The organism is Streptomyces sp. NBC_01092 (assembly GCF_045039535.1).
Classification (GTDB): domain Bacteria; phylum Actinomycetota; class Actinomycetes; order Streptomycetales; family Streptomycetaceae; genus Streptomyces.
In genome coordinates, this window is sequence record NZ_CP108659.1 from 5389464 (window position 1) to 5414760 (window position 25297).

Sequence of the window (25297 nt, forward strand, 5' to 3'; positions counted from 1 at the left end):
CACAGGGAAACCCCCCTAGTCCCCCTTGAATCCCTCGAATCCCTTGAATCCCTGCGCAACCTCTTGACCCCGCCACCCCTCCAGCCTCATCCTCCACTCTCGGCCACACCGAAGAATTCCAGCCATCTCGATTACAGGGAGTGCTCCGGCGCGTTCGGTCCGTATTCGATCGTTACGAATGCGTCTCCGGACATTGATTGGCCGGTTTCCGGTACAGGCCAATGGGGCATCCACTCCGTGGCGTGGGGCAAAGGAGGTCTCGGGGGTGGCGTTGGTGGTGGCACAGGAGGTGCCCACGTCGTCGAGCATGGCCGTACCCCATGGTCCGGCGGGCGTGGGGAAAGCGAGACACCGTATGCGCTCGCAGCTGCGCACGGGTGGCGTGGCGGAATCGGTCATCGACGATGCCGTATTGATTCTTTCCGAACTCTTGAGCAACGCGTGCAAACACGGCCGACCGCTGGGTGACGCGCTCTCCGGGGACGGCGACGTCCGGGCCGCATGGCGCGTGGACGCGGGCGGCAGGCTCACGGTGGAGGTCACGGACGGCGGCGGGCCCACCCGCCCGGCTCCGGCCACGCCCTCGGTCACCGCACACGGCGGCCGCGGGCTGAACATCATCACTGCTCTCGCCGACGACTGGGGCGTACGGGACGACGCCCGGGGCGAGGTCACGGTCTGGGTCGTGGTCCACGACGACGTGCACGATCCCGACGTCGGGCACCGCCGGAACGACTTCGCTACGCGCGTCACGGCACCGTCGGTGGGCGCCATGGCCCGTCTCGACTTCGCGGACGCCTTCGACGACCGGGACTGAGACGGACTGCCGCCCAGGCACCGGTTTCGGCACAAGCCCTGCTCGTGCCCCGAACCGGCTCTTCTCCCGGCACGACCCGGTCGGTTGTCCACAGCCTCCCGTCGGCCTCGGCGTGAACGGCTAGGCTCGCGCCCGTACCAGACGAGCCGTAACCGGGAGACACCCAGATGGCCAAGAAGCGCCCCCAGACCAAGGCCAAGCGCCCGCAGCTCAGCGACACAGAGATCCCGGTGGTCGGCGCGCGCGAACCCTGCCCCTGCGGCAGCGGCCGGCGCTACAAGGCCTGTCACGGCCGGGCCGCCTCGCACGCGGTGACCGAGCTGGTGCAGCGCCCCTTCGAGGGCCTGCCCGGCGAGTGCGACTGGGTGGCCCTGCGTGAGCTGGTGCCGGCCGCCACCGTCGAACTGCCCCTGAAGGGCGGCCTCCCGGAGGGCGTCCCGTCGGTCACGCTGGCCACGGTGCTGCCGATGGCCTGGCCGGCCCTGCGCCGCGACGACGGCTCGGTGCTGCTCGGCCTGCAGAACGACACGGCGTCGGGCGACATCAGCCGCGACCTCGCCGACACCCTCCAGCAGGCCCTCACCGCCCAGCCGGGCACCCCGGTCCAGGGCCGCCGCGCTCCCGCCGACGGTCCGCGGCTGCAGGATCTGCTCGACCCCGAAGGCGCGTTCGAGCCAGTTGTGCACCCGGGCTTCGAGTTCTGGGTCCCGGACGCGGAGAACGCCACTCCGGAAGTGGCCGCCTCCCTGGAGCGGGCCAACGCCGCGGCCATCCCGACCGTGAAGCTGACCGGCGTGGACTCCGCCTACTGGTGCGAGACGCCGGACAAGAACCACCTGCGCTGGGTCATGCCGCACGAGGAGGAGCAGCTTCTGGACGCCTTGGCGCGGCTGCACGCGGCGGGCAGGTCGAACCTCGGCGAGGGCACCCGCCTCGTGGGCTCCTTCCGTGCCCACGGCCTGACCGTGCCGGTCTGGGACCTGCCGAGCGGCGTCGGCGCCGAGGACGTGGAGAAGCCGGCGGCCGAGTTCGCCGAGCGCCTCACCGCGGCCCTGGCCACGGACGCTCCGCTCACGCCGGACGAGCGTCGCGCGCGTGGCGGCCTGACCAACCGGCAGGTCACGCTCAGCTAACGCGCGCGGCGAAGATCGGGTTCGGCTGAACGGCCGTTCAGCCGAACAGGCCCGCCCGGGAGAGGTGAATCCGATCACAACTCCCATGCGGAGCAAGGGAATCCGTGACTTGAAAGCCCGGATCGAATTTGCGAACCGCCGATCTCTTGTTACCGTTCTTTTAGCCCGGTTGCTGGTGCATCCCCCGTCGCCAGCAACCGGGTCTTTCCATGTGCACTGTTCTTTACGGAATGACGTCGAACGTCAACCGCCCGTGTGCGCCCCGGATTTGTCCGGCGCGGAGTTGCTCGCGGAACGCAGTAGCAGTGCCCCGCCACCGGCCCGCTCCGCGAACTCCGTGACGGCCGTGTAGGCGTCCAGTCCCGCACGCGTGCGCTCCCGAGGCGTCTCGCACGTCCCCGGCTCGTCGTCGGCGCCCACCTCGCAGCGCATCTGCACCGTGCGCCCATCGGGCCCCATGAGGCTCAGTACGGAGTTCAGCGCACCGCCTGTCGCATTGCGGAAGTACGTGCGCGCCCAGGTGTCGTCGCCCTGCGTGAGGACACAGGTCTGCGCCTCGACGCCCTCCGGCGAGGTGAGTTCGGGCCCGCAGCGCACGGCGGTGGACAGGCCCAAGTCGAGCAGGACCGGGGAGTCGGTGGGCGTCGCCGTGGGCGCCTTGGCGTCGCCGTGCGGGGACGGACGTACGGCACCGCCCTTCGGGGCGGGCGGGGAGGACCGTACGGCGTCGCGGGCGGGGGCCGCGCCCACCGCGGCCCGGCCCGCCTCGACGACCTGGCCGGCGGCGGCCCAGGCGAGCGGCAACGCGACGGCGGCCGCCGCGACGGACGCGAGGGCGATCAGACGGACTCTTCGCTGGTTCGGCCCGCGGCGATGCGACAACGGTGCCCTTTTTCCCCTGGAATGACGCGGCATATCCGGAAGATATCGACCACGCGTGCGTGCACCGTTCCGCGCGCGCCGGACAGCCCTACAACTCGGGCGCGCTCACACCCGTACGAGTGAGGGCCTCAACCACCGCGTCGACGACGGCCTCCACATCGGGCACCCACGGGGAGGCCGAGCCGGGCAGCGGGGCGCGCTGCCAGCTGATCGGACCCTGACCGGTCTCGGAGGGGGGCAGGGCGATGTAGCCGCCCTCGCCGTGGAAGCGGAGGGAGCCGGGGACGAAGTCCTGGGCGTACAGCAGTTCGCCCAACTGTTCCATCGAGTAGGGCTTCACGAGGATCGCCCAGCGGGCGGGCGAAGCGACGACCGGGCCGAGGCGCATGCCTCTGCGGTCGAGTGCGGCCAGGGCGTGCGCGGCCGGCAGGGCGGGCAGGCTTACCGCGCAGGGGGCCTTGCCGCCGGTGGCAAGGATGATCGGCGCCGCGGGCCGGTTGGTCCACCACCAGCGCAGCATGCGCGCGTCGGTGGTGGCGGCGAGGAGTCCGGGGTCGAAGGGGTGGGCACCGGGAACCGTGCAGTCCGGGTCGGGGCAGCCGCAGCGGGAGTGCCCCTGCGGGTGCGTCGTCACGCCCGGGAGTACCGGCCACTGCCATTCCGTCGCGAAGGTCAGGGCCGCGCTGATCAGCTCAGGCCTCTCGTCACCGCGCAGGAGCCTGCGTCGCCTTCCGAGGATCTCGCGCATGAGCGCTCGTTCCTTTCCGTTGCACCGCTGGCAACACCGTGGTCCACATCACACCATGTGTCGATCACTTCACTGTGCGTACCTGTTGGCGCATCACACCCCTGCCGCGAGCAAGGGGAACCCCTATGGGCCGAGCGTTGGCTGCTTCCGCGGCAGCCTCGTCCATACTGCGTCTAGCAAAAGCATGGGCGTGGCGTGGGGTGGCGAAGTCTGGCGTTTTACCGTCGCGCGTATTTCTCTTCGCCTCCGCCACGGGAGGATGGGGCACGATCGTCGGTGGCTAAGACGCCCGGGTCCGTCACCAGGTTCCGGGCGGTTGTGAACCACCCCTGGCCTTCACCGAGTACGTACCCATCACGACCGCTGTGACGCTCCGTGGAACGAAACCAGTCGACCGCAATACCCCGTTCCCTGAGGCAGTTTTAAGCCAACTTTGCCTTAATGCAAGAGGTCCACGAGGAGTGCTCCGGTTACCCACGGACACCAGGAATCCCAGCAGGACAATGCTGGACATCCCCTTACGAGTGCGTGTACATGTGGAGACACTGCTAGCGGCGCAGAATGACATGGGGGTTTGCGATGCTTTTGAGCAATACGCACCGGTCGGAAAGCCGGACGCCATGAACGCCCCTCACCCTCCGAAAGTGGCCGGAATCGACTCGACGGTTCCGTCGCCCGCACACACTGTCACGCCCGCGCCCGCGGCCTCGGGCACCTCGTCCGTCGCCCCGCCGACCCCACCCGGCGCACTGCTGCAGGACCGGCTCGCGGGCTGGGTCTCGGACCTCACGACGCTCCACGAACTCACCGAATGCCTGGCCCGTACGGCCTCGCTCGCCGAAGCCCTCGAGGAACTCCTGCGCGCCGGATCGGCCCTCGTCGGCGCCCGGCGCGGTCTGGTCGTACTGGAGCCGGCGGACGGGCTCGGCCCCGACACGACCATCGGGCTCGGCCTCGCGCGGGCCGACCTCGGGCACATCGAGACGGTGCCGCGCAGCGCGATGTCGTACGGCAGGATCCTCGACGGGCTGCCCGGCGGTGACGGCGAGATCGCCCAGCCCGACCTGCTCTCCGAGGACGGACTCGATCCCCGCCACCGTGAGGTGGCCGCCCGCCTCGGCTACGCCGCCAGCTACGCCCTGCCGCTGTCCACCGAGGCCGCCGGGCGTCTCGGCGCCGCCGTCTGGCTGTACGACGAGCCCGCCGAACCCGCCGAGCGCCAGCGCCACCTCATCGGCCTGTACACCCGCTACGCCACCGAGCATCTGGCCCGCCTCCTCGAAGTCGAGCGCACGCGCGCGTGCATGCGGACGATGTCCGACGAACTGCTGCCCTCCCGCCTGCCGCGCATGGCCGGCGTCCAGCTCGCCGTCCGGCACCGCACCGGCCCGCGCGGGGGCGGCGACTGGTACGACGCGCTGCCGCTGCCGGACGCCGCGCTCGGCCTCGCGGTCGGCTCGGTGACCGGGTCCGGGCCGAGCGCGGTCGCCGCGATGGGCCGGCTCAGGGCCAGCCTGCGGGCGTACGCCGTGATGGAGGGCGAGGACCCGGTCGCGGTCCTGTCCGACCTGGAGCTGCTGCTCCGGCTCACCGAGCCGGCCCGCTCCGCCACCGCCCTGTTCGCCTACTGCGAGCCCGCCCTGCGCAAGATCACGCTCGCCGGCGCCGGGCACTCCCCGCCGCTGCTGATCGGCGACCGGCGCACGGAGTTCGTGGAGACGTCCGTCTCCGCCCCGCTGGGCATGCTGGCCTGCTGGGAGGCGCCGAGCGTGGAGGTCACGGCGGAAGCCGGAGAGACGGTTCTGCTGTACACCGACGGGCTGCTGCACCGCACCGGCGACGCCACCGACCGCGCCTTCGCCCGGCTGCACGCGGCGGCGGCCGGGGTGCCGAGGGCGATCCGGCACGATCCGGACGCCGTCGTCGACCATGTGCTGCGGACCGTTCTGCCGGACGGGGCGGACCTGGCGGACAGCGACGAGGACGTCGTCCTGCTGGCCGCTCGCTTCGAGTAGCGGCCCGTGGCCCTTCGGTCACTCACCCATAACAGGCACGTGGCCTGCGTCATAGCACCGGCGGGCATCCTGCCCATCGGCCCCGGGTTCTGTCCTGTACGACCGTACGATGGACGGGGTCCAGCGCCGTATCGAGGAGGATGACCGCCGTGGCAGAAGAGCTCTCGGAGACCCCGGAGACTGCCGAGGAAGAGCCGATCAAGCAGCGTAAGAACGGCCTGTACCCGGGCGTGTCCGACGAGCTCGCCGAGAACATGCAGTCCGGCTGGGCCGACACGGAACTGCGCGACCTGGCGCCGATCGCCCAGGCCGCCGAGACCGCCGCGCGACGCGCCGCGCTGTCGGCGCGGTTCCCGGGCGAGCGGCTCGTGATCCCCGCGGGCAACCTGAAGACGCGCTCGAACGACACCGAGTACGCCTTCCGGGCGTCGGTCGAGTACGCGTACCTCACGGGCAACCAGACCGAGGACGGTGTGCTCGTCATGGAGCCCGCCGCCGACGGTCACAAGGCGACGATCTATCTGCTGCCGCGCTCCGACCGCGAGAACGGCGAGTTCTGGCTGTCCGGCCAGGGCGAGCTGTGGGTCGGCCGCCGGCACTCGCTGACCGAGGCGGGCAAGCTGTACGGCATCCCGGCCTCCGACGTGCGCGAGCTCGCCGACAAGCTGCGCGAGGCCACCGGCCCGGTCCGGGTCGTCCGTGGCTTCGACGCCGGCATCGAGGCCGCGCTGACCGACAAGGTCACCGCCGAGCGGGACGAGGAGCTGCGGGTCTTCCTGTCCGAGGCGCGGCTGGTCAAGGACGAGTTCGAGATCGGCGAGCTGCAGAAGGCCGTCGACTCGACGGTGCGCGGCTTCGAGGACGTCGTGAAGGTCCTCGACAAGGCCGAGGCGACCTCCGAGCGCTACATCGAGGGCACGTTCTTCCTCCGCGCGCGGGTCGAGGGCAACGACGTCGGCTACGGCTCCATCTGCGCGGCCGGACCGCACGCCTGCACGCTGCACTGGGTGCGCAACGACGGGCCGGTGCGCTCGGGTGACCTGCTGCTGCTCGACGCGGGCGTCGAGACGCACACGTACTACACCGCCGACGTCACGCGCACGCTGCCGATCAACGGCCGCTACAGCGAGATCCAGAAGAAGATCTACGACGCCGTGTACGAGGCCCAGGAGGCCGGTATCGCCGCCGTGCAGCCGGGTGCGAAGTACCGGGACTTCCATGACGCCTCGCAGCGGGTGCTGACCGAGAAGCTCGTGGAGTGGGGCCTCGTCGAGGGGCCGGTGGAGCGGGTGCTGGAGCTCGGGCTGCAGCGTCGGTGGACCCTGCACGGGACCGGGCACATGCTCGGTATGGACGTGCACGACTGCGCTGCCGCGCGCGTGGAGTCGTACGTCGACGGCACGCTGGAGGCCGGCATGGTGCTGACCGTCGAGCCGGGGCTGTACTTCCAGGCCGACGACCTGACCGTGCCGGCCGAGTACCGGGGGATCGGGGTGCGGATCGAGGACGACATCCTGGTGACGACCGACGGCAACCGGAACCTCAGCGCCGGGCTGCCCCGGCGGTCGGACGAGGTCGAGAGCTGGATGGCCTCGCTGAAGGGCTGACGTTGTGATGGCGGCCGGGTGCCAAGGGAGTGCCCGGCCGTCGTCGCGGTCTGCGGGTTGTGGGGGCTGGTCGTGCCCACGCGGCGGAGCCGCATATCGATAGTGGCCTCCTTCTTGGTCAGGCGCGGCTTCGTGCCGTTCGTGCTGGCCGCGTGCGCGTACGCCGCTGCGCAGTCGTCGACGGCGTATCTGCAGGTCTTCGCGCTGGACGCGGTGAGCTTCCTGGTGTGCGCGCTGCTGCTGCTCCGGCTGCCCGGAGTGCCACCTTCGCCGGGTCGGCGGCGTGCCGGGCTCGGCGTGCTGCGGGACCGCCCGTACGCGGTGATCGTGCTGCTCAACACCGTGCTGCTGCTCCGGTTGCCGCTGCTCAGCCTCGTGCTGCCGCTGTGGATCACCCGAAGGACCGAGGCGCCGACCTGGCTGGTCTCCGCGTTGTTCGTGCTCAACACCGGCGCGGTGATGGTGTTCCAGGTGCGGGCCGCTCGCGGTGTCACGGGACTCGGCACCGCCACGCGAGCGGTGCGGCATGCGGGTTGGGTGATGCTGGCCGCCTGCGTGGTGTTCGCGCTGTCGGCGGGAGCCTCCCTGTGGGTGGCCGTCGGCTTTCTGGTGCTCGGTGCAGTTCTTCAAGTGGTCGCCGAGATGGGGCAGTCGGCGGGTTCCTGGCAGCTGTCCTTCGACCTCGCCCCGGAGGGCCGGGTCGGGGAGTACCAGGGGCTGTTCGGGACCGGCGTCACCGTCGCCCGCACCCTCGGCCCGCTCCTGCTGACGGCCCTGCTGGTGGAGTGGGGGACGCCTGGCTGGCTGCTGCTGGGCGGGGCGATGCCGGCCGCGTCGTACGCGATGGGACCGGCGGCGCGGTGGGCCGCCGGTCGCCGGGCGCGGGAGACGGTCAGGCAGCCCGCGCTCGTGCCGTGACCGGCAATGCGTCCAGGAACAGCGCCCCCGCGAGCAGGCCCGCGCTCCCCCGCGGGCTCCACGCGCGCGTGTGCAGGTCGGCGTCGAGGGCGGCGAGGGCCTGCGCGCCCGCGTCGGTGGCCGCGCCGCCCGCCTCCAGGACGCCGCGGGCGCCCGCCTGGACGTGCCGTAGGCCGAGGGGGCCCGCGGTGTAGAGGAGTTCGGTGTCCTGGAGCGTGGACATCACCGTGAGCAGGGCGTCCAGGCGGGCCTGTTCCTCGGTGGCGCCGGCCGCACGGGCCCTGGTGAGCGCGTCCAACGCCCGCCGTACGTGCGGGAATCCGGCCCGTGCCTCACCGCGCGCCCCGGCGGCGCCGTACTTCGCGGACACCGAGGAGCCCCGGGAGGGCCTGCGCGGGGCACGCTTGTCGGTGTGCGCGGCGATGCGCTTGGCGGTCGCGGCGACGTCCCGCGCGCCGGCCCGGGGGTCCAGCGCGGCCGCGGCGACCAGCAGGCCGAGCGCCCACAGGGCGCCCCGGTGACCGCCGCCCGCGAGGTGCACCGAGTGCTCGGTGCACCTGCCGATCGCGCCGAGTTCGGTGCGCAGCGTCGGGGTCGGCTCGCCCGTGCGCCGGGCCGCCGCGGCCATCGCGGCGAGGCCGGGGGCGAGCGCCTTCGCCGACCAGCGCAGCATGCGGTGGTCCCGGCGGGTGACGCCGGCGTCGAGGTCGCGCGGGTCGGGCAGGCCCGGCTTGGGAGCCAGGGCCAGCTGCCCGGTCAGCGCGATCACGGCGGCCTGCGCCAGCGCCTCGTCCTGGCGGCTGCTCATGGCCGTACCCCCTAGGAGGAGGACGACGAGGCCGACGGGGCGTCGCTGGGCGGGGTGCCCGTCGGGGCGTCGCTCGGAGGCGTGCCGCCACCGCCGCCGCTGCCCGCGCCGGTGTTCTCGGCGTCGGGGTCGATCCCGACGGTGAGGAAGCCCTTGTAGCCCTTGGAGGGGTCCTTCTTGTGCACGGCCTTCAGGGTCAGCAGGCCGCTGGAGGCGCCGCCGCCGTCGTAGACCATGTCGTTGTCGAGGGTGGTGTAGCTGCCGGAGTGCTTCGAGTAGGGCTCCAACGTGAAGATCTCCTCGGCGATCCCGTCGTCGAAGAACAGCTGGCCGGTGTAGTTGACCTTGCCGCCCTCGTAGGTGCCGTCCTCCTTCTGGCCGCCGGTGTGCACCTTGAGGTGGATGTGGCAGGTGCGCGGGGTGTACCAACCGGGGAAGATCGTCTCGAACTTGACGACCCCGTTGGCGTTCGCGACCTGGTAACCGCGCAGATAGGTCTTGTCGTTCGCGGTCGAACCGTCCTCGCTCTCGGCCGGCGCGGAGCCGCCGGGGTTGGCCGTGGTGTAGCCCGAGTAGTAGCCCCAGGCGTCGCAGTGCCAGATCTCGACGGCGGCGCCCTTGACCGGGGTGCAGCCGTCGGTGGCGTCCACGACCGTGAGGCGCAGCGTCAGCGGGACGCCGCTCTTGCCCTCGGTGATGTCCTTTCGCACCAGGGCACCGTCGAGGTAGTACGGGCCTTCGGTGACGCTCGACATCAGCGTCATGCAGCCGGAGCTCTCCGAGGCGCTCGCGGAGGCCGTGGCGGCGTCGGTCGCCGTGGCTGCGGTGTCCGCGAAGGCGGCCTGGTAACCCGCGACGGCGAGCCCGCCGGCCGCCACGGTGCCCCCGGTCACCGCGAGGGCGCGGCGCCGGGTGATCGACTTGTCCTTGTGGTTTCCCGTCATGGCCAGGAAATTAGGGACGCCACCCATCAGGGGGTTGGGGTCGCGCTGTCCGTCGGCTGTGAATGCCGGGAAGCCGAAGCGGGCTGCTCTCACCGCCGGGCGGGGCTTCCGGTCGGCGCTAGACCGCCATCAGCGGGGCGTCCTTGCGCCACTTGAGGATCTTGTCGAAGCTCACCACGGCCCCGCCCCGGCCCGGCTTGTTGCCGATCTGGACGTGGTCGGCGAGCTCGCTGATGAGACACAGGCCCCTGCCGTCCTCGGCGTCGAAGGACGCCAGGCGCGGGGCGCGCTGGGGTGCCGTGAAGCCGGGACCGGAGTCGGCGACCTCGATGTGGCACTTCTCGCCGTCCAGATAGGCCGTGACGCGGTACGCCTGCGGGGAGCCGTCGGGGGTGAGGCCACCGCCGTGCTCGACGGCGTTGGCGCAGGCCTCGCTGAGGGCGACGGAGAGGTCGTACGAGACGTCCGGGTCGACGCCCGCCGTCTCCATGGTGCCGAGCAGCAGGCGCCGGGCGAGGGGAACGCTCGCGGCTTCACGGCGCAGATGGAGTGACCACCAGATGCTCATGCTCCAGCCTCCTGGCCGCGGCTCGACATACCGTTACGTATTGCCGCGAGTGCCCGGCTGTAAGCACATCCTTGACGTGACGCCGCCCATATGGTCGATGCGCCCACGCCGGAATCGGTGTATGTGGGGGCGGGCCACACCAGAATGCGATCTTCCGGCTGTACGGGCCCTATACCCCGTACGTCTCGTACGACCCGTACACCCCCCAACCGCTCGTATGTCATCTTGCGGACCTGCCGTATGGCGGCCATAAGGCCAGTGCGATGATGAGCCCGCCATGTCTGCCCCCCACCCGCGCACATCGCGCGCCGGAAGCGATCTCCGGATACTGCGGGCCGCGGTGTTCGCCGCGGTCTGCGTCGCGCTGGCCGGGGTCGGGCATGTGCTGGGTTCCTGCGCCAAGATTCCGCTGTGGGCGCTGGGTGCGGGGTTCCTGGGGGTCCTGCTCGTCACCGTGCCGTTCGCGGGGCGCGAGCGCTCGCTGCCCGGGATCGCGGCGCTGCTCGCGGTCGGACAGACCGTCCTGCACTCGCTGTTCGGGCTGGGACAGCACATGACGGCGACCGCCGGTTCGTCGGCCTCGACCTCGGCGCCCCTTTCCGACGCCGCGCTCGTCGAACGGGCCGCACGGCTCGTGTGCGGGACCGCGGCGGCGGCCATCAGCCCCGTCCAGGCCCAGCGGATACTCACGGACGCGCGGATCGGCCCGGCCGCGGGCGCCCACGCCTCGCACCCTTCCGCGGACGGCATGTCCGCCGCCACCGACTCCTCCGCCGCCCTGTTGCCGTCCCTGCCCATGGTGTTGGCCCACATGCTCGCGGCGCTCGTCGCGGGGTGGCTGCTGCGGCGCGGGGACCTGGCCCTGCTGCGGATCGTCGAGATGTCCACGCTGTCGGCGCACTCGGTCGCCGAGGGAGCTTTCGTACGCTCCCTGCGCGGGGCGCTCGCGCTGGTGCGCGCCCTGCGTGCCGGACTGCCCGGGGCGCCCGAGACCGGCCCGCGCTTCCTGCGCACCGAGTCACTCGCGCGCCGCGCGCCGCGCACCGTGGCCCTCCAGCACACGGTGATCAGACGCGGCCCGCCGGCCGACGTGCTCGTCCTCGCCGCCTGACACGACGCGACCGTCACTCCACTTGCGTGGGAGGAGGGGCCGCTGTTGTGCGGCACGCGTGCGTGCGCGAGTTCTTCCGATCCAGGCACATCCCGCTCCGCCTGATCGGGCACCACTGCGCACACGTACCCCTCTTCACCACCGGAATCCGAATCTCACTCACAGTGGAGTGCTCCGCATGAAGGCCTCTCGTTTCGCCGCCGCAGGTGTCCTCGCCGGCTCGGCCGTGCTCGCCCTGTCCGTCCCCGCCTTCGCCCACGTCAGCGTGCAGCCGGAGGGCACCGCCGCCAAGGGCGGTTACGCGGTCGTCGACTTCAAGGTGCCCAACGAGCGCGACGACGCCTCGACCACCAAGCTCGAGGTCAGCTTCCCGACCGACCACCCGCTGGCCTCCGTGATGCCCGAGGCCGTTCCCGGCTGGAAGGCCGAGGTCACCAAGTCCACGCTGGACAAGCCGCTGGAAATGCACGGCAAGAAGATCACCGAGGCCGTCACCAAGGTCACTTGGACCGCCGAGGGCAAGGGCATCCAGCCCGGCTTCTTCCAGAAGTTCCCCCTCTCCGTCGGCACCCTCCCCGAGGACACCGACGAACTCGTCTTCAAGGCGATCCAGACGTACTCCAACAAGGAGGTCGTGCGCTGGATCGAGGTCCCGCAGGAGGGGCAGGACGAGCCCGAGAACCCGGCGCCGGTGCTCGCACTGTCCGCCGCCGAGGAGGGCCACCACGGCTCCTCTTCCTCCGACAAGACCTCCGACTCCGACGAGAGCGAGGCCGCCGCCGCGAAGACCGACGCCGCGGAGCCCGCCGACAGCAGCGACACCACCGCCCGCGTCCTGGGCATCGTCGGCATCGTCGTCGGCGCGCTGGGTGTGGCGTACGGCGTGCTCGCCGGCCGTCGGCGCACGGACGCCTGACAGCCCCTTCGGTTCCCGGCGCGCGCCGGGGCACGCACCCGGTGCGCGCCGGAGACCCCCCATCCATGGGCCGACTTGAACAATCAGGACATTTTCTATGCGTAAGAAGACTTGGCATGCGTAAGAAGACCTTCGCCGCGGCCGCCCTGCTCGCCGCCGCGACCCTGACCCTGACCGCCTGCGGCAACGGCGACGACAGCGCCTCACCCGTCACCGTGGTCTCCGAGGAACCCGGCGCGGACAAGGCCGCCATCGTCCTCGACAAGCCGTTCGACAAGCCGGACCTGGTCCTCACCGACACGAACGGCAAGAAGTACGACCTCCGCAAGGAGACCGCGGGCAAGCCGACCCTGGTCTACTTCGGCTACACCAACTGCCCCGACGTCTGCCCCCTGACGATGAACAACATCGCCGTCGCGAAGAAGCAGCTGCCCAAGGCGGAGCAGGACGAGCTGCGCGTCGTGTTCGTCACCACCGACCCGCAGCGCGACACCGCGGCCGCGCTCGGCAAGTGGCTCAAGGGCATCGACTCGCAGGTCGTCGGCCTGACCGGCAGCTTCGACACCATCCAGGCCGGCGCCCGCACCCTCGGCATCACCATCGAGCCGCCGCACAAGGACAAGAACGGCAAGACGGTCTCCACCCACGGCACTCAGGTCGTCGCGTTCTCGCCGAAGACCGACGGCGGGTACGTCCTCTACACCGAGGAAGCCAGTGTCGACGACTACACCAAGGACCTCCCCAAGCTGATCAAGGGGGAGAAGCCGTGAGGCGTGTCGTGGCGCCCGTCGCGGTACTGACCGGGGCCCTGGTCCTCGCGGGCTGCGGCTCCGAGGACGGCCAGGACTCCAAGGCCGAGGTGTCGGTCACCGGCGCCTACATGCCGCAGCCCGTGTCCGACTCCATGGCGGCCGGCTATCTGACGGTCACCAACAAGGGCGGCACGAAGGACGAGTTGACGTCCGTGACCAGCGACGTCGGCGAGGTGACCGCCCACGAGACCGTCGACTCGTCGATGCAGGAAGCCAAGGACGTCCCCGTCCCCGCGCATGGTCAACTCGTGTTCAAAAGCGGCGGCAACCATCTGATGTTCGAGAAGCTGAAGCGAAAGCCGATGCAGGGCGAGACGGTGACCGTGAAGCTCCACTTCACCGAGTCCGGCACCGTCACGGTCCAGATGCCGGTGAAGTCGGCGACGTACAACCCGAAGACCGGACACTGAGGGAGAGATCGCCTTGACCCAGACCATCGCGCCCCGCGTCCGGACCCTGGTGCTGCTGCTCCTGGCCGCCACCGGCCTGCTCTTCGCCGGCGCCGGGCCGGTCTCCGCGCACGCCGCGCTGACCGGCAGCGACCCCCAGCAGGGAGCGGTGGTCGCCAAGGCCCCGACGCAGGTCTCGCTGACCTTCTCCGAGAAGGTCGCCCTGTCCGACGACTCCCTGCGCGTGCTCGACCCCAAGGGCAAGCGCGTCGACCAGGGCGACCCGGCCGGCACCGGCGGCACGACGTACGCCGTGAAACTCCACGGCGGCCTGCCCGACGGGACGTACACCGTCACCTACCAGGTGGTGTCCGAGGACAGCCATCCCGTCGCCGGCGCCTACACCTTCTCCATCGGCGCGCCCTCCCAGACGACCGTCTCGGTCTCCGACCAGGAGGCGGGGGGAGGTGTCGTCGGCTGGCTCTACGGCTTCGGGCGGTACGTGTCGTACGCCGGCTTCATCGTCATGGTCGGCGGCGCCGCCTTCGTGCTCGCGTGCTGGCAGCGCGGGGCGGGGGTGCGGGCGCTGCAGCGGCTCACCGTCTCCGGCTGGCTGGCGCTGACCGCCGCCACGCTCGGCCTGCTGCTCGTACGCGGCTCGTACACCAGTACCGGCAAGGTCGGTGACATCTTCGACCTGGACCTGCTCGGGCAGGTGCTCCAGACCAAGACCGGTGCGGCGCTGGTGTCCCGGCTGCTGCTGCTCGCCGCGGCGGCGCTGTTCATCGCGGTGCTGTTCGGGGCGTACGACAAGCGCGACGACGAGGAGAAGCGGGACCTGACCTTCGGGCTCGCCATCGGCGGACTCGTGGTGGCGGCGGGGCTCGCGGCGAGCTGGGCGATGTCCGAGCACGCCTCGACCGGGCTCCAGGCCGGGGTCGCGATGCCGGTCGACGTCGTCCATCTGCTGGCCGTCGCGGGCTGGCTCGGCGGGCTGGCGGCACTGCTCGTCGCCCTCTACCGTGCGCCCGCGGACACCCCGGTCGATGGGTCCGCCGTACGACGGTTCTCGCGCCTCGCCTTCGGCAGTGTGCTCGCGCTGGTCGCGACCGGGATCTACCAGTCGTGGCGGCAGCTCGGCTCGTGGTCGGCGTTCACCGACACGCGATACGGGCAGCTGCTGCTGGTCAAGATCGGGCTCGTGGTGCTGCTGGTGGGGATCGCGTGGATCTCACGGCGGTGGACGGGGCGACTGGCCGAGGCCGTCGTGGTGAAGCCTCGGGAGTCCTCGGACGCGGTCACGGACGGGGATGAGGGCGAGAGCGAGAACGCGAGCGGCGAGGGCGTGAGCGCGGGTGCCGACACCGGCACCGGCGAGAAGGAGCCCGCCGCCGCGCGGGCCGGCGCCTCCGGTTCCGCTTCCGCGGAGAAGGGCGCCGCGGCTTCCGGCAAGAAGGGCGAGAAGGGCGCCACCGTCGCCGTGTCCGACAAGGCGGGCGGCGACTCCGAGCGTGCCACCCAGCTCGCCCGGCAGCAGGCCGCGATCGACACGGCACGGCAGAAGCAACGACGCGACGCCGACCCGAACCGGTTCGGACTGCGCCGCTCGGTGCTCGCCGAGGCGGGTGTCGCCGTCGTCCTGCTCGCCGTCACCACGATGCTGACGTCGACCGAGCCGGGGCGTACGGAGGAGCAGGCCAGGGCCGCCGCCTCGTCCTCGGCGGCGGACGCGTCGGCGGCCGGGGCGCTGACCCTGGACATGTCCTTCGACACCGGCGGCGAGGACGGCAAGGGCGTCGTACGGGTCGATCTCGATCCCGCGCGCGTGGGCGGCAACGAGATGCATGTGTACGTGCAGCGTCCCAACGGCCGCGCCTTCGACATCCCCGAGGTGAAGGTCGCCTTCACCCTGGAGTCCCAGGACATCGGGCCGCTGCCCGTCGTCCCCGACCACATCACCACCGGACACTGGTCGGCGGGCGGGGTGCAGCTCCCCATGGCCGGCGAATGGAAGATCGCCGTGACCGTGCGGACCTCCGACATCGACCAGGCCACCGTCTCCAAGAACGCGCAGATCGGCTGAACCTCACCATGGCTGACCAGTCCATTCCGGAGGCCCGTACTCCTCGGACGCCCAAGACGACGGTCAAGGGCGAGACCGCACTCAAGGGCGGTGGCTCCGAGAACGCCGCCCGCGCGGACGGCCTTTCGCGGCGACGGCTCCTCGGGACCGCCGGTGCCACCGGGCTGGTGCTCGGAGCGGCCGGCGGGGCCGTGGGGTACGCCGCCCGGCCGGCCGAGGCGACGCCGCTCGCCTCGCTGGGGGCCGATCAGGTGATGTTTCACGGGAAACATCAGCCCGGCATCCTCCAGGGGCTCCAGGCGCGCGGTCACCTCGTCGCCTTCGACCTGGCGGCGGGCGCGGGCCGCAAGGAGGCGGCGGCGTTGCTGCGCCGCTGGTCGGAGACGGCACGGCGGCTGATGGCGGGCGAGGCTGCCCAGCAGGACGACACGGATGTCGCCCGGGACGCCGGGCCCTCGTCGCTGACGATCACCTTCGGCTTCGGGTACGGCTTCTTCGCGCGGACGGGCCTGGAGAAGCAGCGCCCCGTCTCCCTGGACCCGCTGCCCGACTTCTCCTCCGACCAGCTCGACAAGGCGCGCAGCAACGGCGATCTGTGGGTGCAGATCGGCGCCGATGACGCCCTTGTCGCCTTCCACGCCCTGCGCGCGATCCAGAAGGACGCGGGGCAGGCCGCCAAGGTGCGCTGGCAGATGAACGGCTTCAACCGCTCGCCAGGCGCCACCGCGCATCCGATGACGGCCCGCAACCTGATGGGCCAGATGGACGGCACGCGCAATCCGAAGCCGACGGAGACCGACTTCGACCAGCGCATCTTCGTGCCCGAGTCCGGCTCGAAGGACGCGACCTCAAAGGACGCGACCTCGAAGGACCCGGCCTGGATGGCGAACGGCTCCTACGCCGTCGTACGCCGTATCCGCATGCTCCTCGACGACTGGGAGCAGCTCTCGGTCACGGCGCAGGAGGACGTCATCGGGCGCCGCAAGTCCGACGGGGCGCCGCTGTCCGGGGGCACCGAGACGACCGAGATGGACCTGGAGAAGACGGACAAGGCGGGGAATCTCGTCGTTCCGATCAACGCCCATGCCCGCATCACACGGCCCGACCAGAACGGCGGGGCGGCCATGCTGCGGCGCCCCTTCTCGTACCACGACGGCATCGACACGGACGGCGTGCCCGACGCGGGCCTGCTCTTCGTCTGCTGGCAGGCCGACCCACTGCGCGGCTTCGTCACCGTCCAGCGCAAGCTCGACCGGGGCGACGCCCTGTCGAAGTACATCCGCCACGAGGCGAGCGGCCTGTTCGCCGTGCCGGGCGGGGCGGCGGAGGGGGAGTACGTGGGGCAGCGGTTGCTGGAGGGATGACACGGCCAGGAGGCGTGCGCCGGGTTTCGCAAGGCCCATTAGGGTGAGGTCATGCCAGCTAGCTATGCCTATCTCGGCCCCGAGGGCACCTTCACCGAGGCCGCCCTGCGCAGACTTCCCGAGGCCGCGACCCGGGAGCTGATTCCCTATGTGTCCGTCCAGTCCGCGCTGGACGCGGTGCGCGTCGGCGAGGCCGAGGCGGCGTTCGTGCCGATCGAGAACTCCGTCGAGGGCGGTATCACGACCACGCTCGACGAGCTGGTCGCGGGCGCGCCGCTCATGATCTACCGCGAGGTGCTGCTGTCGATCACCTTCGCGCTGCTGGTCAGGCCGGGCACGGAGCTGTCGGACATCAAGACGGTCTCCGCCCACCCGGCCGCCCAGCCCCAGGTGCGCAACTGGCTCAGGAACAACCTCCCCGACGCCCAGTGGGAGTCGGCCGCGTCGAACGCGGACGCCGCCCGTCTGGTCCAGGAGGGCCAGTACGACGCGGCTTTCGCCGGTGAGTTCGCCGCCGCGCTGTACGGCCTGGAGGCCCTGGAGACCGGGATCCACGACGCGGAGAACGCCCAGACCCGGTTCGTGCTGGTGGGCCGGCCCGCACGGCCCGCCGCACCGTCCGGCGCGGACAAGACGTCCGTCGTGCTGTGGCAGCGCGACGACCACCCCGGTGGTCTGCGCGACCTGCTGGGCGAGTTCGCCACCCGTGGCATCAACCTGATGCTGCTCCAGTCCCGGCCGACCGGTGCGGGCATCGGCAACTACTGCTTCTGCATCGACGCCGAGGGCCACATCTCCGACCGCCGGGTGGCCGAGGCGCTGATGGGGCTCAAGCGGATCTGCCTGGAGGTGCGCTTCCTGGGCTCGTATCCGCGTGCCGACATGAAGCCGGCAGATGTGGATCCGCCGCGTCTGGGGACGTCGGACGAGGCGTTCGTGTCGGCGGCGGACTGGGTGGCTCGATGCCAGGACGGGCGGTTCTGAAGACCGACCCGGGCGCCTGTCCTACCAGCCGATCGTCGTTATCCACAGGAGTTATCCACAGGCACTCATCTCGACCTGGGGACAAGTCGACAGGGGAAGGTGAGTCTGTCGACAAATCGCTCCCCAGGCCGTCTCCGCGTCCACCGGCGCGCAAGTCACCCTTCGTCCACTCTTTTCCTTTGGGCAATCCTTTGGGGCGACCGTTTTCCACTCGAAAGTGCGGGTGGAACTGGTTTGTCCTGGGAATCCTCGACTTGATCGCCATGTTTCGGAGTGATCAATTCCGGCGTCCACAACCCATCCACACACCCTGTGGATAACTCTTCGGAGGCTGGGGATCCCTGTGGACAACCGAGACCCAAGTCCCGTTCTCCACAAGGGATTCCAGTCAACCGGACGCCTCGCGCCTGACCCGTCCCAGGGAGTGAGACGCTTTTCATTGACACGTCTCGCAATTCCCCCATAACGGAACGTAAGCCGCAGTTCGGAATAGCGAGTCGTGGGCTGTCACCCCTCCCCGGTAGCCTTGAGCGCGTGATTGACCTTCGCCTGCTTCGTGAGGACCCCGACCGAGTGCGCGCCTCGCAGCGCGCCCGTGGAGAGGACGTCGCGCTCGTCGACGCCCTCCTGTCTGCCGACGAGCGGCGCAGGTCGTCCGGCGTCCGCTTCGACGAGCTGCGTTCCGAGCAGAAGAGCCTCGGCAAGCTCATCCCCAAGGCCTCCGGCGACGAGAAGGCCGAGCTGCTGAAGAAGGCGAGCCAGCTGGCCGCCGACGTCAAGGCGGCCGACGCCGAGCAGAACGAGGCGGACGAGGAGACCAAGCGCCTCGCGCTCCAGCTCGGCAACCTCGTGCACCCCGACGTCCCGGTCGGCGGCGAGGAGGACTTCGTCGTCCTGGAGACGCACGGCACCATCCGCGACTTCGGCGCCGAGGGCTTCGAGCCCAAGGACCACCTGGAGCTCGGCGAGGCGCTGGGCGCCATCGACGTCGAGCGCGGCGCCAAGGTCTCCGGCTCCCGCTTCTACTACCTCACCGGCGTCGGCGCCCTGCTGGAGCTGGCCCTGGTCAACGCGGCGATCGCCCAGGCCACCGAGGCCGGCTTCATCCCGATGCTCACCCCCGCGCTGGTCCGCCCGCGCGCCATGGAGGGCACCGGCTTCCTCGGCCAGGCCGCAGAGAACGTGTATCACCTGGAGAAGGACGACTACTACCTGGTCGGCACCTCCGAGGTCCCGCTCGCTGCGTACCACATGGACGAGATCCTCGACGCGGAGAAGCTGCCGCTTCGCTACGCGGGCTTCTCGCCGTGCTTCCGCCGCGAGGCCGGCACGTACGGCAAGGACACGCGCGGCATCTTCCGCGTGCACCAGTTCGACAAGGTCGAGATGTTCTCGTACGTCGCCCCCGAGGACGCGGAGAACGAGCACAAGCGGCTCCTGGACTGGGAGAAGCAGTGGCTGACCGGCCTGGAGCTGCCGTTCCAGGTCATCGACGTGGCCTCGGGCGACCTGGGCTCGTCGGCGTCCCGCAAGTACGACTGCGAGGCGTGGATCCCGACCCAGGGCAAGTACCGCGAGCTGACCTCGGCCTCCAACTGCGACGGCTTCCAGGCACGCCGGCTGTCCGTCCGCATGCGCGACGGCAAGAAGGTGCAGCCGCTGGCCACGCTCAACGGCACGCTGTGCGCCGTACCACGCACCATCGTGGCGATCCTGGAGAACCACCAGCAGGCCGACGGCTCCGTCCGGGTCCCCGAGGTGCTGCGCCCGTATCTGGGCGGTCGTGAGGTTCTGGAGCCGGTGGCCAAGTGAGCGCGTCGGCTCCCGCCGGGGATTCCGGGGACGCGTCTGGAGGCTTCCCGTCGAGTTCGGGAGGCTTCCCCTACCGACTGATCGCGACCGACCTCGACGGAACGCTCCTGCGCTCCGACGAGTCGATCTCCCGGCGCACCCGTGACGCCCTCGCCGCGGCCACCGAGGCGGGCGCCGCGCACATCGTCGTCACCGGCCGCGCGGTCCCTTGGACCCGGCACATCCTCGACGACCTCGGCTACCAGGGGCTCGCCGTGTGCGGCCAGGGCGCGCAGGTCTACGACGCCGGCGAGCACCGCCTGCTGACGTCGGTGACCCTGGACCGCCAGCTGGCGGGCGTGGCGCTGGCCAAGATCGAGGCGGAGGTCGGCCCGCTGTTCCTCGCGGCGAGCCGGGACGGACTGGACGGCGAGGTCCTGGTGGGCCCCGGCTACGCGGTCACCGGGACGCTCCCGTCGACCCCGTTCACGGACGCGTCGGATCTGTGGACCGCCCCGCTGAACAAGATCTACATACAGCATCCGGACCTGACGGACGACGAGCTGGCGCAGGCCGCACGCCGGGCCGCGGGCGGCTTCGTCACGGTGGCGATGGCGGGCGAGGGCATCGTGGAGCTCCTCCCCCTCGGCCTGTCCAAGGCGACCGGCCTGTCCCTGGCGGCCCGCCGCCTCGGCCTCAAGGCGGCGGACACGATCGCCTTCGGCGACATGCCCAACGACATCCCGATGTTCGCCTGGGCCGCGAGGAGCGTGGCCATGGCCAACGCCCACGAGGAGCTCAAGTCGGTGGCGGACGAGGTGACGGCCTCCAACGAGGAGGACGGGATCGCGGTGGTGCTGGAGCGATTGCTGGGCGCCCAGCCACTGGACGGCTGACGGCAACCGCGCCCTGGCCGCGCGGCAACCATTCCGTGGACGAGAGCCGCGGGCGGGCGTGGGTGGGCGCGGGCGGCAGCCCGCAAGTGCCGGGCTGCGCGGCCGATCTCTCAGCGGCAGCGCCGGGTCACTCCTCAGCGGGCCCCAGCCCTGACAAACAACGGCCCAGCCTCAGTGGCAACGCATTGCGGAGGATGCACGAATCGAACGTGCGCGGGCTTTTCAGGCCCGACCACGGTTTAGCAAACCGGTGCCTTACCACTCGGCCAATCCTCCGGGTGGGCGGCCCACGCGAGAGCGACATCGCGTGCTCGAAGCGGCCGCCCCGGGCAGCTCCCCGTGCGGTACGGACTCAACGGAGGGGTAGCGAATACTCCGAAGTCCGCCGCAGGCTGCCCTGACGGGAGCGGGACGTACTGCCGTGCATGGACATCGTCCGGCTCCTCTCCCAGAACGTGGCGCCGGACTCACCGTCCGGCGATGTGGACATAACCACTGTGCCTGTACGGCGAGTTGGGCGCCACCGATTAAAGGGCCCTGGGAGAAGCCCCGGGCGACCCTCCGGAGCGGCGCCGTACGCCCCTTACTTGCGGCGCCACTTGCGCCGGCGCCCCTTGCTGAAGAACCACCCGGCGGGCGGTTCGTCGGAGCGCCACGGCTGCGGCTCGGGCTCCTCCCGGCGCCAGCGCGCGGCCAGCATCCGGGCCCGGGCGGACGGCTCCGAGGTATCGGCAGCACGTATGAAGTCGTCGTCCAGGACCAGGTCGTCCCAGGAGTCGTCCCCGGACTGTTCGCGATCCTCGTGCTGTGACTTGCCGCCTGCCATCCCCGTCCTCCAGTTCGTGCAGTGCACCCCGGTTTGCCCAGTGTGACCGGACGGGGGTGAGGTCCCCGTCAAGAGCGGGCCCGCTGAGGGGCCCGCTTCTTTACTCCCCGCCTGCGGGCTGCTGCCCGCTCACTCCTCGCCGGCGAGCGTCAGCGACCGCAGCTTCTGTCCCGCGTACCAGGTCGCGAGCACGGTGACCACGGCCAGCAACACCGTGGCCGTCGTCAGGCCGACGTCCGATGTGACCATGTCCCCGCCGGCGACCTTCTGCGCCACCGCCAGCGACCACTGCTGGACGCTCAGCGTGCGCGCACCCGCGACCAGGGAGCCGAACAGGGCCTCCCAGACGAGCGCGTAGACGAGTCCGAAGACCACCGCGTGCCGGGACACGGTGCCGAGCAGCAGGAAGATCGCCGCGTACGCGATGGAGGCGACCAGCGCGGCGACCGTGTAGGCGACGGCGATCTGCTGGCCGTTGCCGTTGAGGATGAACCCGGCGATGAAGGTGGGCAGCGCCGAGAACACCATCGTCACGGCGATCGCCACGATCAGCTTGGTGAAGATGATCGTCGGCCGCTTCACCGGCTTGGACAGCAGATAGACCACGGAGCCGTCGTCGATCTCCGGCCCGATCGCGCCGGTGCCGGCGATGACGCCGATGATCGGCACCATGGTGGCCAGCGCCAGCCCGCCGAGCAGGTCGGACGCGGTCTGGTCGTCGGCTCCGGCGAGCGCGCGCACCACCACGGAGATCGCGATGAGCAGCAGGGGCAGGGCCCCCAGGATGAGGGCCCGGCGGCGGCCGAGCAGGGCCCGGTAGGTGAGCCGGGCGACTGTGGGGTCGTACATCTTTTCGGCCTCCTACGCCGCGACGAGATACGAGAAGACGGACTCGAGGGACTCGTCGGACGGCGAGACCGTGAGCAGGCGGATGCCGTGTTCGCGCGCCACCTTCGGCAGCAGCGTGGTGAAGCGGCCGAAGTCGACGGCCTGGATGTGCAGCGCGCCCTCGGTCAGGTCGACCTCGATGCCGGACGTCGACGGGTCGGCGATCAGCGCGGCCGCGAGGGTGCGGTCGTCGCTGGAACGCACCAGGTAGCGGTGCGGCCGGTCGGTCATCAGGCGGCGGATCTTGCGGAAGTCACCGCTGGCCGCGTGCCGTCCGGCGACCACCACCTCGATGTGCCAGGCGAGCTGCTCGACCTCTTCGAGGATGTGGGAGGAGAACAGCACGGTGCGGCCCTCGTCGCCCATCTTCCGCAGCAGGTCCATGAGCTGCATGCGCTGACGCGGGTCCATGCCGTTGAACGGCTCGTCGAGCAGCAGCAACGAGGGGTTGTGCACCAGGGCGCTCGCCATCTTCACGCGCTGGCGCATGCCCTTGGAGTACGTGGAGATCTTCCGGTCCTGGGCGTACTCCATCTCGACCGTGGCCAGGGCCTTCTGGGCGGCCTTGGCGCCCAGTCCGTGCAACTCGGCGTTGGCGACGACGAATTCACGGCCGGTGAGGAAGTCGTACATCGCCTCGCGCTCGGGGACGATGCCGATGTGCTTGTAGATGGCCTCGTTGCGCCACACCTGCTGGCCGTCGAGGGTGACGGTGCCGGTGGAGGGGGCCAGGAAGCCGCCCATCATGTTGATGAGGGTGGACTTTCCGGCGCCGTTGGGGCCGAGGAGGCCGGTGACGCCGGGGCCGACCGTCATGGTGATGTCGTTGACGGCGACCACGTTGCCGAACCAGCGGGAGACGTGGTCGATCTGGAGCGTGGTCACAGTCCCACCTTCTTGTAGCGGCGCATCAGGAGGCCGTAGCTGGCGGCGATCAGGCCCAGGCTGACGAGGACGTAGACGACGCCTTGACCGTTGCTCGGGCCCACCCCGCCGGGGAAGGCGGAGGTCGCGCCGAGGAAGGCGGACTGCACACCGTCGATGAGCGTGACCGGCGAGAAGAGGCCGATCCAGGCGATGGCGTCGGCGCTGCCCCCGCCGTTGATGGACTGCGCGTCGGCGATGGCCTGGAGCGTGGAGACGGCGCCGTAGGAGATGGTCATCACGGCGATCACGGCGGCGATGCCGAAGCCCCGGCGCGGCGTGACGGACGCGATGACCAGGCCGATGCCGGCGAACAGCAGCGAGAGCAGTGCGACGGACACGAGTCCCTGCGCGAATCCCTTGGTCTGGTCGGCGAAGTCGAGCTTGGCCAGCAGCGCGCCGACGTAGAGCACGATCAGCGGGGCCCCGGTGAGGATGAACAGCGCGGAGGCCAGCGCCGCGAACTTCGCCCGGACGTAGTCGGCGGTCTCGATCGGCCGCGAGAAGTACAGCGGCACGGTCTTGAAGCGCAGGTCGCGGGAGACGGACTGGGGTGCCTGCGAGGCGACGTACAGGCTGATCACGGCCTGCATGATGATCGCGTAGCGCGTGTAGTCGACGGGCAGGTCCTTGGCCTTCGTGGCGACCGCGACGGCGACCATGATGGCCGCAGGCACGCACATCACCACGAACAGCAGCATCGGCAGCACCTTGGACTTCACCGAGCGGCCGAGGCCGTAGGAGCCGCGCAGGGACTGCGAGTAGAGCGAGCGGGTCGCGTAGGAGCGGCCGAGGCGCGGGCCGTCGTAATTGCGGTAGCCGATGTTGTGGATCCGGGTCTGGTCACCCGACTGTGTTGCTACGGGCTGCTCAACCGCCATGACCGACCGCCTCCTTCCGCTGTGCGTCGGCGCTCTGGTCGCCGCCCTGCTCGCTGTCCGTGAAGACCTCCGAGATGTGGTGCCGGCGCTGTTCCATGCGCACCAGGCCCAGTCCGAGGTCGGCGACCACGTCGCGCACCACGTCGTAGGTCTCCTCGCCCTGCGCGGTGAGCAGCAGGATGTGGCCGGCGCCGGGGAGGCCGCCGCTGCCGTCGATGACGTCCACCCCGCGCGCGTGGAGCGCGTCGCGCACCGCGCGGGTGCCGTCCGGGTGGTCGTCGGTGTCGGTGACCTCGATGGCGAGGGTCGTCGTGGTCTGGGTGAAGTCGGTGGTGGAGCTGGAGCGCAGGAGCTTGCCGCCGTCGATGACGACTACGTGGTCGCAGGTGCGCTCCAGCTCGCCCAGCAGGTGCGAGGTGACCAGGACCGAGATGCCGAAGTCGGTGTGGATGCGGCGGATGAGGCCGAGCATCTCGTCGCGGCCCACCGGGTCGAGGCCGTTCGTCGGCTCGTCCAGGAAGACCAGCTGCGGGTCGTGCACCAGGGCCTGCGCCAGCTTCACGCGCTGCTTCATGCCGGTCGAGTAGCCGCCGATGGGGCGATAGCGCTCCTCGTACAGGCCGACATGGCGCAGCGTGTCCGCGGTGCGCTCGCGCGCGGCGGTGGGCGGCAGGCCGGACATCCGGGCCATGTGCACGACGAACTCGGTGGCCGAGACGTCGGGCGGCAGACAGTCGTGCTCCGGCATGTACCCGACCCGCTCGCGGATGGCGGCGCCCTTGGTGGCGACGTCGAGTCCGAGCACTTCGGCACGGCCCTCGGTGGCGGGGGACAGACCCAGCAGAATCTTGATCATGGTGGACTTGCCGGCTCCATTGGCTCCGACGAGTCCGGTCACCCCGGGCCCGATGTCCATGGTCAGCCGGTCAAGCGCGGTCACCCTCGGGAACCGCTTGCTCAGGCTTTCGGTCGCGATCACAGTCACACCACGA

24 protein-coding genes and 1 tRNA gene are annotated in these 25297 nt (G+C 70.7%); 14 read left to right on the forward strand and 11 right to left on the reverse strand.

What is annotated here, in order from left to right; all coding sequences use genetic code 11:
* Positions 1-178 precede the first annotated feature (178 nt).
* Both OG254_RS24460 and OG254_RS24465 read left to right on the forward strand, forming a co-directional pair.
* Positions 179-817: an ATP-binding protein gene (locus tag OG254_RS24460; RefSeq protein ID WP_405585388.1), complete on the forward strand. Its 639-nt coding sequence runs from the start codon at positions 179-181 to the stop codon at positions 815-817.
* Positions 818-984: 167 nt separating this feature from the next.
* The gene (locus OG254_RS24465; RefSeq protein WP_351195917.1) at positions 985-1950 is read left to right on the forward strand and encodes a DUF5926 family protein; all 966 of its coding nucleotides are present in this window, start codon (positions 985-987) and stop codon (positions 1948-1950) included.
* A gap of 243 nt (positions 1951-2193) precedes the next feature.
* Here the strand turns inward: OG254_RS24465 and OG254_RS24470 are convergent, their stop codons facing one another.
* A complete protein-coding gene (locus OG254_RS24470; protein ID WP_405585391.1) occupies positions 2194-2865 on the reverse strand; it encodes a hypothetical protein in 672 nt (223 codons plus the stop codon).
* A gap of 55 nt (positions 2866-2920) precedes the next feature.
* On the reverse strand, positions 2921-3580 hold the full coding sequence (locus OG254_RS24475; RefSeq protein WP_148000260.1) for a bifunctional DNA primase/polymerase: 660 nt from the start codon (positions 3578-3580) through the stop codon (positions 2921-2923).
* A gap of 503 nt (positions 3581-4083) precedes the next feature.
* Between OG254_RS24475 and OG254_RS24480 the strand changes: the two genes are divergently transcribed.
* From OG254_RS24480 to OG254_RS24490, 3 genes are all read left to right on the forward strand, one after another.
* A complete protein-coding gene (locus tag OG254_RS24480) occupies positions 4084-5595 on the forward strand; it encodes a PP2C family protein-serine/threonine phosphatase (protein ID WP_405585394.1) in 1512 nt (503 codons plus the stop codon).
* Between the two features lie 140 nt (positions 5596-5735).
* Positions 5736-7202: an aminopeptidase P family protein gene (locus tag OG254_RS24485; protein ID WP_405585397.1), complete on the forward strand. Its 1467-nt coding sequence runs from the start codon at positions 5736-5738 to the stop codon at positions 7200-7202.
* Between the two features lie 102 nt (positions 7203-7304).
* Entirely contained in the window at positions 7305-8120 is an 816-nt protein-coding gene (locus tag OG254_RS24490; protein WP_405585400.1) for a hypothetical protein, read from the forward strand.
* Here the strand turns inward: OG254_RS24490 and OG254_RS24495 are convergent.
* The 3 genes from OG254_RS24495 to OG254_RS24505 all read right to left on the reverse strand — a co-directional run bounded on the left by OG254_RS24495 (position 8095) and on the right by OG254_RS24505 (position 10440).
* Positions 8095-8928: a triphosphoribosyl-dephospho-CoA synthase gene (locus OG254_RS24495; protein WP_405585403.1), complete on the reverse strand. Its 834-nt coding sequence runs from the start codon at positions 8926-8928 to the stop codon at positions 8095-8097. The two genes, OG254_RS24490 and OG254_RS24495, sit on opposite strands and share 26 nt — an antisense overlap.
* A gap of 11 nt (positions 8929-8939) precedes the next feature.
* The gene (locus tag OG254_RS24500; protein WP_405585405.1) at positions 8940-9872 is read right to left on the reverse strand and encodes an intradiol ring-cleavage dioxygenase; all 933 of its coding nucleotides are present in this window, start codon (positions 9870-9872) and stop codon (positions 8940-8942) included.
* 118 nt (positions 9873-9990) lie between these two features.
* Positions 9991-10440, reverse strand: coding sequence for an ATP-binding protein (locus tag OG254_RS24505; RefSeq protein WP_405585408.1), 450 nt, complete (start codon positions 10438-10440; stop codon positions 9991-9993).
* Between the two features lie 277 nt (positions 10441-10717).
* Here OG254_RS24505 and OG254_RS24510 point away from each other — a divergent pair, with 277 nt between their 5' ends.
* The 9 genes from OG254_RS24510 to OG254_RS24550 all read left to right on the forward strand — a co-directional run bounded on the left by OG254_RS24510 (position 10718) and on the right by OG254_RS24550 (position 20786).
* On the forward strand, positions 10718-11551 hold the full coding sequence (locus OG254_RS24510; protein ID WP_405585411.1) for a hypothetical protein: 834 nt from the start codon (positions 10718-10720) through the stop codon (positions 11549-11551).
* A 178-nt stretch (positions 11552-11729) separates the two neighbouring features.
* The gene (locus OG254_RS24515; RefSeq protein WP_405585414.1) at positions 11730-12467 is read left to right on the forward strand and encodes a YcnI family protein; all 738 of its coding nucleotides are present in this window, start codon (positions 11730-11732) and stop codon (positions 12465-12467) included.
* 116 nt (positions 12468-12583) lie between these two features.
* Positions 12584-13237 (forward strand): SCO family protein, encoded by a 654-nt coding sequence (locus tag OG254_RS24520; RefSeq protein WP_405585417.1) that lies wholly within the window; start codon positions 12584-12586, stop codon positions 13235-13237.
* On the forward strand, positions 13234-13689 hold the full coding sequence (locus OG254_RS24525) for a copper chaperone PCu(A)C (RefSeq protein ID WP_405585420.1): 456 nt from the start codon (positions 13234-13236) through the stop codon (positions 13687-13689). The genes OG254_RS24520 and OG254_RS24525 overlap by 4 nt, the downstream gene beginning before the upstream one ends.
* 13 nt (positions 13690-13702) lie before the next feature.
* Positions 13703-15751 (forward strand): copper resistance CopC/CopD family protein, encoded by a 2049-nt coding sequence (locus tag OG254_RS24530; protein WP_405585423.1) that lies wholly within the window; start codon positions 13703-13705, stop codon positions 15749-15751.
* Positions 15752-15759: 8 nt separating this feature from the next.
* On the forward strand, positions 15760-17115 hold the full coding sequence (gene efeB, locus OG254_RS24535; RefSeq protein WP_405585425.1) for an iron uptake transporter deferrochelatase/peroxidase subunit: 1356 nt from the start codon (positions 15760-15762) through the stop codon (positions 17113-17115).
* 51 nt (positions 17116-17166) lie between these two features.
* On the forward strand, positions 17167-18099 hold the full coding sequence (gene pheA / locus OG254_RS24540) for a prephenate dehydratase (protein ID WP_405585428.1): 933 nt from the start codon (positions 17167-17169) through the stop codon (positions 18097-18099).
* Between the two features lie 534 nt (positions 18100-18633).
* On the forward strand, positions 18634-19911 hold the full coding sequence (gene serS / locus OG254_RS24545; RefSeq protein ID WP_148000273.1) for a serine--tRNA ligase: 1278 nt from the start codon (positions 18634-18636) through the stop codon (positions 19909-19911).
* A 77-nt stretch (positions 19912-19988) separates the two neighbouring features.
* On the forward strand, positions 19989-20786 hold the full coding sequence (locus OG254_RS24550; protein ID WP_405595164.1) for an HAD family hydrolase: 798 nt from the start codon (positions 19989-19991) through the stop codon (positions 20784-20786).
* A 188-nt stretch (positions 20787-20974) separates the two neighbouring features.
* On the opposite strand, the gene OG254_RS24555 is transcribed toward OG254_RS24550, so the two are convergent.
* The 6 genes from OG254_RS24555 to OG254_RS24580 form a co-directional block, all read right to left on the reverse strand.
* Positions 20975-21062, reverse strand: a tRNA-Ser gene (locus OG254_RS24555).
* Between the two features lie 307 nt (positions 21063-21369).
* Positions 21370-21612 carry a hypothetical protein gene (locus OG254_RS24560; RefSeq protein ID WP_351195949.1) on the reverse strand — a complete coding sequence of 81 codons (243 nt, stop codon included), beginning with the start codon at positions 21610-21612 and terminating at the stop codon, positions 21370-21372.
* 129 nt (positions 21613-21741) lie between these two features.
* Complete coding sequence (locus OG254_RS24565; protein ID WP_405585432.1) at positions 21742-22461, reverse strand: ABC transporter permease subunit; 720 nt, start codon at positions 22459-22461, stop codon at positions 21742-21744.
* Between the two features lie 12 nt (positions 22462-22473).
* On the reverse strand, positions 22474-23385 hold the full coding sequence (locus OG254_RS24570; RefSeq protein ID WP_351195953.1) for an ABC transporter ATP-binding protein: 912 nt from the start codon (positions 23383-23385) through the stop codon (positions 22474-22476).
* The gene (locus OG254_RS24575) at positions 23382-24305 is read right to left on the reverse strand and encodes an ABC transporter permease (RefSeq protein ID WP_405585435.1); all 924 of its coding nucleotides are present in this window, start codon (positions 24303-24305) and stop codon (positions 23382-23384) included. The genes OG254_RS24570 and OG254_RS24575 overlap by 4 nt, the downstream gene beginning before the upstream one ends.
* Entirely contained in the window at positions 24295-25284 is a 990-nt protein-coding gene (locus OG254_RS24580) for an ABC transporter ATP-binding protein (protein ID WP_148000606.1), read from the reverse strand. Before OG254_RS24580 ends, OG254_RS24575 begins: the two co-directional genes overlap by 11 nt.
* Positions 25285-25297 lie beyond the last annotated feature (13 nt).

What these genes read in the sequence shown, in the direction of transcription:
- OG254_RS24460 (WP_405585388.1), top strand. Translation starts at nt 179, where the DNA reads ATGCGTCTCCGGACATTGATTGGCCGGTTTCCGGTACAGGCCAATGGG.
- OG254_RS24465 (WP_351195917.1), top strand. Translation starts at nt 985, where the DNA reads ATGGCCAAGAAGCGCCCCCAGACCAAGGCCAAGCGCCCGCAGCTCAGC.
- OG254_RS24470 (WP_405585391.1), bottom strand. Translation starts at nt 2,865, where the DNA reads ATGCCGCGTCATTCCAGGGGAAAAAGGGCACCGTTGTCGCATCGCCGC.
- OG254_RS24475 (WP_148000260.1), bottom strand. Translation starts at nt 3,580, where the DNA reads ATGCGCGAGATCCTCGGAAGGCGACGCAGGCTCCTGCGCGGTGACGAG.
- OG254_RS24480 (WP_405585394.1), top strand. Translation starts at nt 4,084, where the DNA reads ATGCTGGACATCCCCTTACGAGTGCGTGTACATGTGGAGACACTGCTA.
- OG254_RS24485 (WP_405585397.1), top strand. Translation starts at nt 5,736, where the DNA reads ATGACCGCCGTGGCAGAAGAGCTCTCGGAGACCCCGGAGACTGCCGAG.
- OG254_RS24495 (WP_405585403.1), bottom strand. Translation starts at nt 8,928, where the DNA reads ATGAGCAGCCGCCAGGACGAGGCGCTGGCGCAGGCCGCCGTGATCGCG.
- OG254_RS24500 (WP_405585405.1), bottom strand. Translation starts at nt 9,872, where the DNA reads ATGACGGGAAACCACAAGGACAAGTCGATCACCCGGCGCCGCGCCCTC.
- OG254_RS24505 (WP_405585408.1), bottom strand. Translation starts at nt 10,440, where the DNA reads ATGAGCATCTGGTGGTCACTCCATCTGCGCCGTGAAGCCGCGAGCGTT.
- OG254_RS24510 (WP_405585411.1), top strand. Translation starts at nt 10,718, where the DNA reads ATGTCTGCCCCCCACCCGCGCACATCGCGCGCCGGAAGCGATCTCCGG.
- OG254_RS24515 (WP_405585414.1), top strand. Translation starts at nt 11,730, where the DNA reads ATGAAGGCCTCTCGTTTCGCCGCCGCAGGTGTCCTCGCCGGCTCGGCC.
- OG254_RS24520 (WP_405585417.1), top strand. Translation starts at nt 12,584, where the DNA reads ATGCGTAAGAAGACCTTCGCCGCGGCCGCCCTGCTCGCCGCCGCGACC.
- efeB (WP_405585425.1), top strand. Translation starts at nt 15,760, where the DNA reads ATGGCTGACCAGTCCATTCCGGAGGCCCGTACTCCTCGGACGCCCAAG.
- pheA (WP_405585428.1), top strand. Translation starts at nt 17,167, where the DNA reads ATGCCAGCTAGCTATGCCTATCTCGGCCCCGAGGGCACCTTCACCGAG.
- OG254_RS24560 (WP_351195949.1), bottom strand. Translation starts at nt 21,612, where the DNA reads ATGGCAGGCGGCAAGTCACAGCACGAGGATCGCGAACAGTCCGGGGAC.
- OG254_RS24565 (WP_405585432.1), bottom strand. Translation starts at nt 22,461, where the DNA reads ATGTACGACCCCACAGTCGCCCGGCTCACCTACCGGGCCCTGCTCGGC.
- OG254_RS24575 (WP_405585435.1), bottom strand. Translation starts at nt 24,305, where the DNA reads ATGGCGGTTGAGCAGCCCGTAGCAACACAGTCGGGTGACCAGACCCGG.